The organism is Nocardia rhizosphaerae (assembly GCF_042650365.1).
In the GTDB taxonomy this organism is placed as follows: Bacteria; Actinomycetota; Actinomycetes; order Mycobacteriales; family Mycobacteriaceae; genus Nocardia; species Nocardia rhizosphaerae.
Window position 1 is genome coordinate 95982 of record NZ_JBHSBA010000005.1, and the last position, 13494, is coordinate 109475.

Consider the following 13494-nt stretch of genomic DNA (forward strand, 5'->3'; position numbering starts at 1 on the left):
CTGTTCATCTGACTGACCTCCCTCCTGAACTCGTGTGCTGATAGAAACCCGCGCCGAGATAGCTCTCGGTGCGTGTTCTCCACCATAGGCAATGATCGAGAACCGAACAACCTATTTTCTACCTGCGGTTTTGTGTCGTAGCCCGCATTCGCGACGCGACGATCGCGAGCACGTCGGCGCCGTACTGCTCGATCTTCTTCGGGCCGATACCCGCGATCGCCCCCAGCGCCACGTCATCGGTGGGCAGTTGTTCGGCGATCGCGGTGAGCGTGGTGTCGGTGAAGACGACGAAGTCGCGCACGCGCAGCGTCTCGGCCTTCTCGGCCCGCCATTCCCGCAGCGCCTCGAGCAACTGTGGGTCGAGTTCGGCCGGACACCGGCGGCAGCGGCCGAGCATGGTGGCGTAGGTACCGATCAGCGGTTTGGCGCAGACCCGGCACAGCGGGCGCTTGCCGTCGGCGTCCTTGGAGCCGGTGGTGGCGGCTGCGATGCGTGAGGCGGGTGAGTCGTCGGGGACGAGCCCGTTGAGGAAGCGGGAGCGGCGCCGCCCGCGCCTGCCGCCCTCGGTGCGGGCCAGCGCCCACGACACCGCCAGGTGTTCGCGGGCCCTGGTGACCCCGACGTAGAGCAGCCTGCGTTCCTCTTCCAGCGCGGCCTGATCGGACGGGCTGCCGTCGTCGCCGAGAACGTGCTGGATGGGCAGGGTGCCGTCGCTGACTCCGACGAGGAACACCGCGTCCCATTCCAGGCCCTTGGCCGCGTGCAGCGAGGCCAGCGTGACACCGTCGACAGTGGGCGGGTGTTTGGCCTCGGCCCTGGTGATCAGCTCGCGCAGCAGCCCCGTGAGGTCGATCTCCGCGTCATGGCCGACGAGCTCCTCGGTGAGCTGGACCAGCGCGAGCAGCGAAGACCAGCGTTCCTTTGCCTGCGCGCCCGCCGGTTCCTCCGCGGTGAGCCCGACCGGGGCCAGCGCGGCCCTGACCAAGGTGATCAGTTCGGCGCCGCTGCGCGCCTCGTCGGGTAGATCGTCGCGGGCCGCTACCTGGCGCAGTGCCCCGATCGCCTGGCGCACCTCGGGCCGCTGGAAGAACCCTTCGCCGCCGCGCACCTGGAACGGGATGCCGCGGTCGCTCAGTGCCTGCTCGAAGGGTTCGGATTGGGCGTTGATGCGGTACAGCACCGCGATCTCGGCGGCGGGCGTGCCCGCGGCGATGAGTTTTTTGATCTCGGCCGCGACCGCGGCGGCCTCGGCCGGCACATCGGGGTACTCGGCGAACTCGGGTTCGGGGCCGTCGGCTCGCTGCCCGATCAGCGCGAGCCTGGTCCCGGCGATTCGCCCGCGCGCCGCCCCGATCACCCGGTTGGCCAGCGACACCACCTGCGGGGTGGACCGGTAGTCGCGTTCGAGCCGGATGACGGTGGCGTCGGGGAAGCGGCGGGAGAAGTCGAGCAGATAGTTCGGGGTGGCGCCGGTGAAGGAGTAGATGGTCTGGTTGGCGTCGCCGACGACGGTGAGATCGTCGCGTTCGCCGAGCCAGGCGTTGAGCACCCGCTGTTGCAGCGGGGTGACGTCCTGGTATTCGTCGACGACGAAACTGCGGTAGCGGCCGCGGAATTCGTCGGCGACGGCCGGATAGTCCTCCAGCGCGGCGGCGGTGTGCAGCAGCAGATCGTCGAAGTCGAGCAGCAGGCCGTCGGCGGAGGTCTTCATCGATTCGTAGGCCGCGTAGACCTGGGCGACCCGGGTGACCTCGGCCGGCACGTCGCGATGGTGTCTGGCCGCCGCGGCCGGATAGTCCTCCGGCGCGATCAGCGAGGCCTTGGCCCATTCGATCTCGCTGAGCAGGTCGCGGATCAGCTCGGTTGAGGTGCCGAGCCCGGCCCGGTGCGCGGCCTGGGTGACCACCGGGAACCTGCTGTCGAGCAGCCGCCACGGCACGTCGCCGACCACCTGTGGCCAGAAGTAGCGCAGCTGCCGCAGCGCCGCGGCGTGGAAGGTGCGGGCCTGCACCTGCCCGGCTTCGCCGCCGAGCCCCATCGCGCGCAGCCTGCCGCGCATCTCCCCCGCCGCCCGCGCGGTGAAGGTGACGGCGAGCACCTGATCGGCTTTGACGTGCCCGCCTGCGATGAGGTGCGCGATGCGATGGGTGATGGTCCTGGTCTTGCCGGTGCCCGCCCCGGCCAGCACACACACCGGCCCTCGTGGCGCCCGCACCGCGGCGGCCTGTTCCGGGTCGAGGGCGGCGAGATCGAGTGCTGGCACGCGCACCATCATGACAGCGCCCACCGACAACCGGGCCGACGCCCACGGAACACCACGCGCGTGCGCGACGTTGCACCTCCCGTGACTGAAGCAACCACTGATCTGACGATGTACTCGACCACCTGGTGCGGCTACTGCCGTCGCCTCAAGACCCAGCTCGACGAGGCGGGCATCACCTACACGGTGATCGACATCGAGGACGACCCAGCTTCGGCCGAGTTCGTCGGCAGCGTCAACAACGGCAACCACGTGGTGCCGACGATCAAGTACCGCGACGGCTCGACGGCGACCAACCCGAGCCTGTCCCAGGTCAAGGCGGCCCTGGCAGCCCAAGCCTGACCGAACCCACAGGTCGGACCGTCACGCCGATGCCGCATCGAACCGCCCTCTCAGCCACCACGACCCGACCTCGAGGAGGGTCCGCCGCGTCAGCGGCGGTCGCGGCCCGTCCCAGGGGGCCGCGACTCGAGCGCGCCAGCGCTCAAACAGACCCAGCCCAGCTCTCGATGATCGTTCTGGCGATCGAGATCGACCCGGGTACGAGCAGGCGCGCGCCGGTGTCCCTGGCCGACCAGTCACCGGCGTGCAGTGCCGCGCGGACCTCCGCGCGGGTGAACCAGTGCGCCTCGGCGATCTCACCGTCGGAGAACACCAGTTGCTGGGCCGGGTCGCCGACCGCGGCGAAGCCGACCATGAGCGAGCGCGGGAACGGCCACGGCTGGCTGCCGAGATAGCTGATCTCGCGCACGTCGACGCCGACCTCTTCACGGATCTCACGTTCGACGCAGTGCTCGAGCGATTCGCCCGCCTCGACGAACCCGGCCAGCAGCGAGAACATCGTCGCGGGCCAGCTGTGCTGGCGGGCGAGCAGCACCCGGTCGGCGCCGTCGTGCACCAGGCAGATGATGGCGGGGTCGATGCGCGGGAATTCCTCGTCGCCGGTGTCGGTGAGCCGGGACCAACCGCCGCGCGAGACGGTGGTCGCGGTGCCGTCGCCGCCGTGGTATCCGGCGCGGTCATGCCAGTTGAGCAGGGCGTAGGCGGTGGCGAGCAGGTCTGCGGTGAAGTCGTCGACGGCGCCGAGGGCCCGTAGGTCCTTGAGGGTTCCGTCGAGTTCGGGTGTGCGGACCGCCCACAGGTGCGCGCCGTCGGCGACGCCGAGGAATACCGCGCCGGGTCCTGGCTCGGCGGCGACGGCGGTCGCCGCGTCGAGCACGACCCCGGCGTCCTCGACCCGCACCCGGCCACGCACATCGACGCGCAGGACCTTGGCCTTCGCCCAGCCGGTGCGCAGGGCCTCCGGGTCGAGGCGGACCCGCTCGGCCCGGTCGATGATGGAACGCGACAGCAGTGGAACGTCTTTCAGCCGGAACGACACGATCCGAGCCTAGTCCCTGCCGGCTTGGCTCACTTGCGCCGGATGTAGAGCAGTTTGTCGCCGGCCTCGAGCGCGTCCACCGCCGGCTCACCGACCCGGATCAGCTCTCCGGCCCTGACCACGCCGAGCACGATATCGCTGAGGTGCCGCGGCGACCCGCCGATCTCGGCCGGTTCCACCTCCCGCTCGGCCACGGCGAAGCCCTGCTCCGGGGTCAGCAGGTCCTCCATCATCTCCACGACCGTCGGGGTGGTGGTGGCGATGCCGAGCAGCCTGCCCGCGGTCTCCGAGGACACCACCACCGAGTCGGCACCGGATTGGCGCACCAGGTGGGTGTTCTCGGCTTCGCGGATGGCGACGACGATCTTGGCCGTCTTGTTCAGCTCACGCGCGGTGAGGGTGACCAGGACGGCGGTGTCGTCGCGGTTGGCGGCAACGATCACCGAGGAGGCGCGCTGGACGCCGGTCAGCCGCAGCACATCCGATTTGGTGGCCGAGCCGTGCACGGTGACCAGGCCCGCATTGGCCGCGGCTTCCAGCGCGTCGGCGTCGGTGTCGACGACCACGATGTCGGAGGCGGCGATCCCGTCACCGAGCATGGCGTCGATCGCGGTGCGTCCCTTGGTGCCGTAACCGACGACGACGGTGTGATTGCGCACGGTGTGCCTCCATCGCTGGATCTTCAACGCCTGCCTCGACCGTTCGGTGAGCACGCTGAGGGTGGTGCCGACGAGCACGATCAGGAACAGAACGCGCAGGGGGGTGATGACGATCGTGTTGATCAACCGGGCAGACGGGCTCACCGGGGAGATGTCGCCGTAGCCGGTGGTCGAGAGTGAGACGGTGGCGTAGTACATAGCGTCGAGAAACGACAGGTCCCCGCCTGCGCTGTCGCGATAGCCCGCGCGCCCGAGGTAGACCACGGTTCCCGCGGTGAACAGCAGCAGGATCGCGAACAGCACCCGCCGGGTGAGCGAGACCCACGGGCTGATCTGCACCGCGGGGATCCGCAGCAGACCGACCAGCGCGTAGTCCGGGCTGGCGCTGAGCCCGATCGGGCTCCGGTTACCCCCGAACATCGCCAGCTCCTCTCGCTCGGCCCGGCACCGATTGGTCAGGCTCCGGCACAACCGGGGAGCCTACTTCGTCCGGCCGCGGTGGGCTCATCCGACATCCGGGGCCGGAGCGGCGTCGCGGATGAGCTGCGCGAGTTCGGCGGGCCCGGCGAGCTCGGCGGGCGCGATGGTGCGCCCCGACCGCACGTAATGGAATGCGGCGCCGACGCGTTGCAGCATCTGTGCCTCGTCGGCGCCGGTGCGCGCGGCCATCAACCGCGCCCACGCCACCCGGTAGACGGCCAGCTGCATGGCCACCGCGGCTTCGTCGGCGGGGCCTGGTTCGGCGCCGGTCTTCCAGTCGACCACGATCCAGCGTCCGCCCGGTTCGGCGAAGACGGCGTCCATCCGCCCGCGGATGACGGTGCCCGCGATGCTGGTCTCGAACGGCACCTCGACGTCGATGGGGTTGCGGTGCGCCCACGGCGAGCGCCGGAACGCGGCCTGCATGGCGGCGAGTTCGCGGTCGGCGCGGCCGAGTTCGGTGCTGTCGGCGGCACCGGGCAATTCGTCGAGTCCGAGCAGTTGTTCGGTGCCGAACCAGGATTGCACCCAGGCGTGGAAGGCGGTGCCGCGCCGGGCCATCGGATTCGGCGGGTACGGCAGCGGGCGGCGCAGCCTGGCGGCGAGGCGGGTGGGGTCGGCGCGCAGTTCGACCAGCGCGGTGGCTGGCAGCTGGCCGGGCAGTTCCACCTGCTGGTCGGCGAGTTCGGCCGCGGTGAATTCGGCGAGCAGGGCGTCGACGTCGGTGCTCCAGCCGTCGGGATCGTCGGGATCGGCGGAGTCGGCGTAGTCGGCGGGCTCGGATCGCATCCGCTCCAGCGCCGCGCGCACCAGGGCGGCGCCCTGTTCGATGGAGTCGCGGCGGTCGCCGAGCGGGTCGCGCGGCCACTGCGCGGTCGGTGGGTTGTCGGCGAAGGGGTTGACCGCGTCGGGCGGCGGCTGCTCGTCCCAGCGGGCGATGGTCGCGACGCCGAACGCGGGGCTGTCGTGGTCCTCGTTGGCCTGTTTCAGCTCGAGCAGGAACTCCGACGGCCCCTTCTGCGCGGTCCCGGTCTCCGGCCAGTAGTAGGCCGACACCAGCAGTACCCGTTCGGTTCTGGTGAGGGCCACATAGAACAGGCGCCGTTCCTCGTCGAGCCTGCGGCGTTTGAGCGCTTCCTTGTGCTCGGCGATGGTGCGTTCCAGTTCGGCACGGTCGCCGATACCGCTGAGGTCGAGCACCGGCACGCCCTCGGCCGCGTCGGGTTGGGCGCGGTCGCCGCGCAGTGCGGTGGGGAGTTCGGTGAGCGCGCCGAGCCAGGTGCTCAGCGCGGTGGTCGACGGGAACACCGACGCGCTCACGTGCGGCACCGCGACAACCTCCCACTCCAGGCCCTTGGCAGCGTGCACGGTGAGTACCTGCACCCGGTCGCGCGCGACCTCCACTTCGCCCGGCTCCAAACCGTTCTCGACCGATTCGGCGGCGGTGAAGAAGGCGAGCAGACCACTGAGCGACGCGCGCGAATCTGCCGCGTAGCCCGCCACCACCTCGGCGAACGCGTCGAGGTGCTCACGACCGGCGCCACCACCGGCGATCGCGCGCCTGGTCTGGGTTTCCACCCCGACCCCGATGGTGCGCTCGACATCGGCGACGAGTTCGACCAACGGCGCTCCGCTGCGCTCGCGCAGTGCGGCCAGCTCCGCCCCGAGCGCGATGATGCGCTCGTATCCGGCCGCCGAATACTGGTCCGGCGCACCGGGGTCGGCGATGGCGTCGGCGAGCCCGGCCTGCTCGGTGGGTTCGGGGGCCACCTCGCGTAGCGCGCTCGCCAGTCCGGCCGCGTCGGTGATGGCGTTCGCCGTCTCGCCGGACAGGCTGCCGATCGAGAGCATTCTGGCCCGGCGCGCGAGGGCGGCCAGGTCTTTCACCCCGAGCCGCCAGCGCGCACCGGTGAGAATGCGGACAGCCGCGCTGCCGGTCCCCGGCTCGGCGATCAACCGCAGGGTGGCGACGATATCGGCGACCTCCGGCGTGGCCAGCAGCCCACCGAGACCGACGATCTCGACCGGAAGCCCCTGCGCGCGCAACGCCTCGGCCAGCGGCGCGGCATCGGCGTTGCGCCGGATCAGCACCGCCGAGGTCGGCGGGGGACGTTCGGCTTCGCGCGCAGCCGACCATTCGCGGGCGATCCGCTCGGCGATCCAGTCTCGTTCCTGCGCGACGGTTTCGGTGAGCGCGAGCTCCACCGTTCCCGCCGATGCCGCCGGTTTGGCCCGCAGCGCGTCGACCGTGGCGCCACCGGCGGCCCTGGCCCGCCCCCGGAGCGGGTCGGCGACGAGGTTCGCCAACGCCAGCGCCTCCGGCGGGTTCCGCCAACTGGTCAGCAGCGGCAGAATTGGTGCGGGAACGCCTGGTGCCGTGGGGAAATCGGTGGCGAAGCGAGGGAGGTTGGCCGCCGACGCGCCGCGCCAGCCGTAGATGGATTGCATCGGGTCACCGACCGCGGTGACCGCCAATGTCCGGTGCACGCCATGGCGCCGCGCGGCATGGGAGGATCCGTCATCGGCGAACTCGGCGCGCGGTTCGGGCGGGTCGCTCTCGTGCTCCCACAGCGTGTTCTCGGTCCGCACGTCGGCCGCCTTGCCCTGCACCCGGACCGGGCGTCGGCGGTCCTGTCGTACCGCGGCGGCATTGCCGAACAAGGCCGACAGCAGGACCCGCTGAGCATGTCCGGTGTCCTGGTACTCGTCGAGCAGGACCAGCTTGAACCGGCCGCGTTCGGCCGCGGCGACCTCAGGATGGTCGACGGCAAGTTGCGCGGCCAGCGACATCTGCGAACCGAAATCCAAGGCGCCCCTGCGGTTCAACGCCTCGGCGAGCCTGCCGACCAGCGGCAGCAACTCCACCCGTTCCCGCTGCGCGTCGATCACGCCGGTGAGCGCCTTGCTCGGCCCGCCGCGCTGCCGCGGTCCCGCGGGCAGGGTGTAGACCAGTTTCTCCAGCTCCGCGTGCGCTTCGGCGAGCTGCTCCGGTGCCACCAGGTGTTCGGCGAGCTGGCCGGACAGCGCGAGCACCGCCTCGGTGACCGACACCGGGGTGCGTTCGGTGTCGAGGTCACCGTCCCAGGACCGCACCACCTCGTGCGCGAGCTGCCAGAGCTGGGTCTGGGTGAGCAGCGCCGCCGACGGTTCGACCGGGAGCAGCAGGCCGTGCGCGGTGAGCAGCCTGCCCGCGTACGAGTGATAGGTGCTGATCTCCGGTTCGGCGCCGGAGATGCGGGTGCGCAGCCCCCCGCTCGGGTCGAGCTCACGGATCAGCGGTGCGCCGGCCAGCCGGGCGAGGCGGGTGCGGATCCGGGAGGTGAGCTGCTGGGCGGCCTTGCGGGTGAAGGTGAGACCGAGTACCTCGTCGGGCGCCACCAGCTGGTTGGCGACCATCCACACCACCCGCGCCGCCATGGTCTCGGTCTTGCCCGCGCCCGCGCCTGCCACCACCAGTGTCGGGCCGGGCGGCGCGGCGATCACCGCCGCCTGCTCGTCGGTCGGTGGGGGCAGGCCGAGCGCGTCGGCCAACCGCTGCGGGGTGACGCGCACGCCGCTCACTCGTCGGTCACCTGCCGTCCGGTGTCCTGCACCGGGCAACTGCCCACCACCGGGCAGTGCCTGCAGCCGTCGTTGCGCACGGCGAGATAGCCCGGCCCCCTGGTGGCCTCGGCGGCATCGTGGATGGTGTCGCGCCAGGTATCGAGCCCGTCGCCGTCGAGCGCCTCCTGCCCGCGTTCGGCGGCGCCGGTCTTGCGATTCGGTTTCGCCACATAGACCAGCCGCGCCCCTCCCGGTTCGGTCGGGCCCGCGTCCTCGTCGAGCGCGCCGTGCGCGGCCGCCACCTGGTAGGTCGCCAGCTGGGCGTGCTCGGCAGCGGCCTTCTCGCTGACCGGAGTCTTGCCGGTCTTCACGTCGACGATCACGAAGCGCCCCAGCGCATCCCGTTCCAGCCGATCGATGCGCCCCCGGATGCGCACGGCGCGTTCGCTCTCGCCGCGCGCGGGCAGCACACAGTCCACCGGAACCTCGACCCCGGCCTGGGTCAGTTCGCCGCGGGTGGTGCGGATCCAGGCGAGGAAGGTCTCCAGCATGGCTTCGGTGCGGCGCAGCTCCTGCCGGGAATGCCAGCCGGTGGCCGGATCGACGGTCTGCCATGCCTGTTCGAGTGCGGCCTTGACCTGCGCCTGCGGCACCTGACCCGCCAGCGCCTGCACGAGCGTGTGCACGAGATTGCCTTTCACGGCGTGCGGGTTGTCGCCGTCGGTGCCGCCGTGGCGTTCCAGCGCCCAGCGCAGCGGACAGGTGCGCAGCAGTTCGACCGTCGACGGCGACAGTCCGATCGGGGTGTCGTCGTCGTCCCACAGCTCCCGGTTCGAGCTGAGTTCGGCAGTGCCGTACCAGTCGCCGGGATCGGTACCAGGCACGCCGGCGTCGGCGAGCCGGGCCAGTTGCCGCGCGGCCCGCTCCCGCCGCGCCGGATCGCCACCGGGATCACAGACCACACCGCGTAATTCGGCGACGAGGGCGTGCATCACCAGGGCCCGGCCCGGATCGACGACCGGCAGGGCGCCCGGTTCGCCGGTGTCGTCGTCGCCGAGCAGTTCGGTGAGGAACCGCGATGGCACCAGATCCTGGTCACCCGAGGCGGATTCGACGGCCGTGACGAGCAGCGAGGTCTTGGCCCGGCTGCACGCGACCAGCAGCAACCGCCGTTCCTCGGCGAGGATCGGCGCGACTCGGCTCGTCGTGGCGCCGGGGTCGACACCGGCGACGAGGTCGACCAGGTCCTCGGTGTGCAGCAGCGTGCCCCTGGCCCGCGGGTTCGGCCAGATCCCCTCCTGCACGGCGGCCACCGCGACCACTTCCCACTCGCGGCCTGCCGCGGCGTGCGCACTGAGCAGCGACACCGCCTCACCCTCGGTGGCCAGTGGCCTGCCCTGCTGCGGAATCTGCTGGTGCAGCAGATATTCGACGAATCCATCGATGCTGGCTCGTGGCAGCCGGTCGACGTAACCCGCTGCGGCATCGAACAATTCGACCGCGGCGTCGAGATCGCGGTCGGCCTGCATTCCGGCGGCACCGCCACGGCGGGACTGACGGAACCAGCGGCGCTCGAGCCGGGAACTGGTCCACAGCGTCCACAGCACGTCTTCCAGCCCCTGACCGCGTGCCCTGGTCTCGGCGGCTTTGCGCACCGCGCGCAACACCCGCCGCAGCGGCGCGGCCTCTACCTCGGTGAGCCCGTCGAGCAGCCGTTCCTCGCCGACACCGACGATCAGATCGCGCAGCACCTCCGCCGAGGACTGGTCGATCAGCGGCACCGCCGCCGGTTCGGGTTCCGGTCGCGGCGGACCGGCCACGACCGGTGCCACGGCGGGCGCCGGTTCGGCGTCGACGACGTCGATATCGTCCGGGAGGCGTTCGGCGATGTCCCAGTCGGGTTCGGGTTCGGGGCGCAGCGGGTCGTCGGGGTCGGGTGGCAGCCACTCGGCGTCGAGCGGATCCGGTTCGGGCTCAGGCGCTTCCGGCGGCGGTTCGCCCCACAGCAAGAACTGGTCGGCGGAGGCCGGGGACGACTCGGCCAGCGCGCCGGAACGTTCCAGGTCGAGGACCGTGCGCCGGATGCCGCGGCGCAGGCGGCGCAGGGCGATCTGGTCGGCGCCGCCGAGCGGACCGGTCAGCAGGTCCATGGCGTCCTCCGGCGAGAACACCGCGTCGATCGCCCGGCGCGAGCCAGGACGGGACGGGTCACCGGCCAGCAGCACCCGAAGGGCGAGCACCAGCCACGCCGCCCCGCGCCTGCGCGCCAGCGGTTCGGCCACCGCGGGCCTGCGCACCGGCACTCCCGCCGCCAGCAAGGCGCGCCGCAATGGCGCCAGCGACAACGGCACCGACCGCACGATCACCGCCATCGACGACCAGGGCACCCCGTCGGTCAGATGCGCCCGGCGCAGATGATCCGCGATCAGGGCGGCTTCCTTCGCAGGCGTCGCGAGCACCCGCACCCGGACACTCGCCTCCGGCGCGGAGTCCGGCGCACCAGGAGCGCGGTCGTCGGCGTCGCTTCCGGCCGCCACGCCTTCCCCTTCACCTCCGCCACGGGCGAGCTCGGCCTGGTCGTTCTCCTGACCGGGCAGCACGCGATGACGCGAGGTTCCAGGTAGCCGCGCCGCGATCCGTGCCGTGGCCAACCGAATGGGCGCACCACTGCGGTAGTTGTGCCGCAGGGTGATCCGACGCTGCGGCACGGTCTCGAGCTCGGTCAGGAAGGTCGCGTCGGCGCCACGGAAGGTGAATACCGCCTGGTCCGGGTCACCGGTGATCACCGTGCTCGCGGTGCCGCTGCCGATGGCGCGCACCAGGGTCGCCGCCTGTGGGTCGAGGTGCTGGGCATCGTCGACCAGCAGGTATCTGGTGCGATCGCGTTCGGCGGCGAGGAGATTGCGATCGCCCGCGAGCGCGTCGAGGGCCGCACCGACCAGTTCGGCGGCGTCCAGGGCGGGCGCGGTGGCCTCCGGCGCTGTCACGCCGACGGACCAGCGCAGCATCGACGCCTGCTCGTAGCGCTGGAAGAACCGCCCGGCCGCGACCCAGGCGTCGTTGTCGTGCGCCCGCCCGAGCGCCATCAGATCCTCCGGCCCGAGCCCACGTTCGGTCGCCCGCAGGATCAGGTCGCGCAACTGTTCGGCGAAGCCACCGAGCGCCAGCGCAGGCTGGAGCCGGGGCGGCCACAACCCACGGGCCCCCGCCTCGATGTCGTCGAGGTCGCCGCGCAGCATCTCCCGCAGCACGGCGTCCTGCTCGGCGCCGGTGAGCAGCCGCGGCGGCGGATTGCCGTGCAGGTCGGCGTGCCTGCGCAGGACGGAGAACGCGTAGGAGTGCAGGGTGCGCACCATCGGCTCGCGGCTCGCGCCGGGGATTCCCGCGCGCGGGCCGAGCTGGGCGGTGATCGCGTCGCGCAGCGCGGCGGCGGCCTGCTTGGTGTGGGTGAGGACCAGGATCGAGGCGGGGTCGGCGCCGTCGGCGATCCTGGCGGTGACCAGGTCGACGATCAGCGCGGTCTTGCCGGTGCCGGGCCCACCGAGCACCTGCCACGGCCGCCAGCCCGGCCGCGCCGGTGCGGACTCGGCCTGCTCGGCGAACAGCGCGCGCACAGCGGCGCCCCAGGCCCGCGGCCGGGGCGCCCGCGTTGTCCGGCGCACGAGTCGCACCGAGCTATCCGATCGCACCACATCGGCTATTGCAACAGACCAGTCCGACACACCGGCACGGCACCGCCTGGAGGACACGCTGCGGCACCCCTCGCGACCGGCCAGAATGGCAGTCGTGTCTCCGCTACATGTGCACCGCTTCGGCCCCGCCGACGGACCCGTCGTGCTCGCCCTGCACGGCCTCACCGGCCATGGCAACCGCTGGGAAACCCTCGCCACCGAACATCTCCCGCACGCCCGCGTGATCGCTCCTGACCTGCGTGGACACGGCCGATCCAGCTCATTGCCACCGTGGGATTTCGAGACGATCGTGGCCGATCTGGCCGCGCTGGTGCGCGCCGAGGCCGCGGGCCGAGTGGTGGTGGCCGGGCATTCCTTCGGCGGCGCGGTCGGCATCCATCTGGCGCGGCGTCATCCCGAGCTGGTGCGTGCGCTCGTCCTGCTCGACCCGGCGATCGGCATCGACCCGAAGCTCATCGAGCAGATCGCGGTCGCCAATCTGGCCTCCCCCGACTACACCGATATCGCCGAGGCCAGATCGGACAAGCAGCACAGCGCGTGGGCACCCGACGAGGTCGACCCCGCCCTGCTCGAACGGGAACTGGCCGAGCATCTGGTGCCGACCGGGGGCGGCCGGGTGGGCTGGCGGATCGCGCTACCCGCCATCACCTCGTACTGGGGCCAGCTGGCTCGCCCGTTCGTGCTGCCGCCCGCCGACCTTCCCACCGTCGTGGTGCGTGCCGCCAAGGTGGCGCCCCCGTACGTGACGGCGGACTTCCTCGCGGCCATGCGGCGGCATCTCGGCGACCGGCTCACGGTCGAGGTCTGGGAGTGCGACCACATGGTGGCCCAGGCGCGTCCCGCCGAGTCCGCCGCCCTGATCACGGCCTTCCTGTAATGGCGGCGACCACGGAGGAACAGGTGGAACGGGTGCGCGCGCTGGTCGCCGCGATCCCGGTCGGTCGGGTCACCACCTATGGCGACCTGGCCGAGGCGGCCGGGCTGTCCTCGGCCCGCACGGTCGGCTGGATCATGCGTACCGACTCCGCCGACCTCCCGTGGCATCGCGTCATCGGCGCCTCCGGCCGCCCCTCCCCGCACCTGGCCGCCCGCCAGCTCCGGCTGCTCGCCGAGGAGGGCGTCCCCATCGCCGACGGCCGCGTAGACCTCCGCACCGCCCGCCTCTGAGCCCACCTGGACGGCCGATCACCAGGAGCGCCGCCGGGAATCGCCGCGGCGCGGCCGCCACCAACGCCTGATGATCAGCTGTCCAGTGGCGGTTCGTCCGAGTGCGGTTGCCGGATGGTGGGGTCGGAGGGGGCGATCGGGCGACTCGTCGGCGCCGGCCCGCGACCACGGGCGGTGACCGTCGGATCCGCAGGACCGACCGGCCGAGGGCCGGGGACAGCCGGGTGTGGGCCGGGACCAACCGGGCGCGCCGATGGTGTGACGGGAGGCCGAATCATGCTGTCCGCCTGCGTTTCCGCCGAGGGAGACGCG

The 13494-nt window shown here is 71.9% G+C and carries 8 protein-coding genes; 3 read left to right on the forward strand and 5 right to left on the reverse strand.

Annotated features, from left to right (window positions below):
* Nucleotides 1-118: 118 nt before the first annotated feature.
* The gene (locus ACFOW8_RS10135) at nucleotides 119-2275 is read right to left on the reverse strand and encodes an ATP-dependent DNA helicase UvrD2 (RefSeq protein WP_378549083.1); all 2157 of its coding nucleotides are present in this window, start codon (nucleotides 2273-2275) and stop codon (nucleotides 119-121) included.
* A gap of 96 nt (nucleotides 2276-2371) precedes the next feature.
* Here ACFOW8_RS10135 and ACFOW8_RS10140 point away from each other — a divergent pair, with 96 nt between their 5' ends.
* Nucleotides 2372-2602 carry a mycoredoxin gene (locus tag ACFOW8_RS10140; protein WP_378550679.1) on the forward strand — a complete coding sequence of 77 codons (231 nt, stop codon included), beginning with the start codon at nucleotides 2372-2374 and terminating at the stop codon, nucleotides 2600-2602.
* A gap of 142 nt (nucleotides 2603-2744) precedes the next feature.
* On the opposite strand, the gene nudC is transcribed toward ACFOW8_RS10140, so the two are convergent.
* The 4 genes from nudC to ACFOW8_RS10160 all read right to left on the reverse strand — a co-directional run bounded on the left by nudC (nucleotide 2745) and on the right by ACFOW8_RS10160 (nucleotide 11985).
* Complete coding sequence (gene nudC / locus ACFOW8_RS10145) at nucleotides 2745-3644, reverse strand: NAD(+) diphosphatase (RefSeq protein ID WP_378550681.1); 900 nt, start codon at nucleotides 3642-3644, stop codon at nucleotides 2745-2747.
* 26 nt (nucleotides 3645-3670) lie between these two features.
* Nucleotides 3671-4720 (reverse strand): potassium channel family protein, encoded by a 1050-nt coding sequence (locus ACFOW8_RS10150; protein WP_378549086.1) that lies wholly within the window; start codon nucleotides 4718-4720, stop codon nucleotides 3671-3673.
* Nucleotides 4721-4804: 84 nt separating this feature from the next.
* Entirely contained in the window at nucleotides 4805-8341 is a 3537-nt protein-coding gene (locus tag ACFOW8_RS10155) for an ATP-dependent helicase (protein WP_378549089.1), read from the reverse strand.
* Entirely contained in the window at nucleotides 8338-11985 is a 3648-nt protein-coding gene (locus ACFOW8_RS10160) for an ATP-dependent helicase (protein WP_378550683.1), read from the reverse strand. The genes ACFOW8_RS10155 and ACFOW8_RS10160 overlap by 4 nt, the downstream gene beginning before the upstream one ends.
* 115 nt (nucleotides 11986-12100) lie before the next feature.
* Here ACFOW8_RS10160 and ACFOW8_RS10165 point away from each other — a divergent pair, with 115 nt between their 5' ends.
* Nucleotides 12101-12892: an alpha/beta fold hydrolase gene (locus tag ACFOW8_RS10165; RefSeq protein WP_378549092.1), complete on the forward strand. Its 792-nt coding sequence runs from the start codon at nucleotides 12101-12103 to the stop codon at nucleotides 12890-12892.
* Nucleotides 12892-13182 carry an MGMT family protein gene (locus ACFOW8_RS10170; RefSeq protein ID WP_378549095.1) on the forward strand — a complete coding sequence of 97 codons (291 nt, stop codon included), beginning with the start codon at nucleotides 12892-12894 and terminating at the stop codon, nucleotides 13180-13182. The genes ACFOW8_RS10165 and ACFOW8_RS10170 overlap by 1 nt, the downstream gene beginning before the upstream one ends.
* Nucleotides 13183-13494 lie beyond the last annotated feature (312 nt).

Coding starts and splice junctions, on each gene's coding strand:
- ACFOW8_RS10150 (WP_378549086.1), bottom strand. CDS start 4,720: ATGTTCGGGGGTAACCGGAGCCCGATCGGGCTCAGCGCCAGCCCGGAC.
- ACFOW8_RS10135 (WP_378549083.1), bottom strand. CDS start 2,275: ATGATGGTGCGCGTGCCAGCACTCGATCTCGCCGCCCTCGACCCGGAA.
- ACFOW8_RS10140 (WP_378550679.1), top strand. CDS start 2,372: ATGTACTCGACCACCTGGTGCGGCTACTGCCGTCGCCTCAAGACCCAG.
- ACFOW8_RS10165 (WP_378549092.1), top strand. CDS start 12,101: ATGGCAGTCGTGTCTCCGCTACATGTGCACCGCTTCGGCCCCGCCGAC.
- ACFOW8_RS10170 (WP_378549095.1), top strand. CDS start 12,892: ATGGCGGCGACCACGGAGGAACAGGTGGAACGGGTGCGCGCGCTGGTC.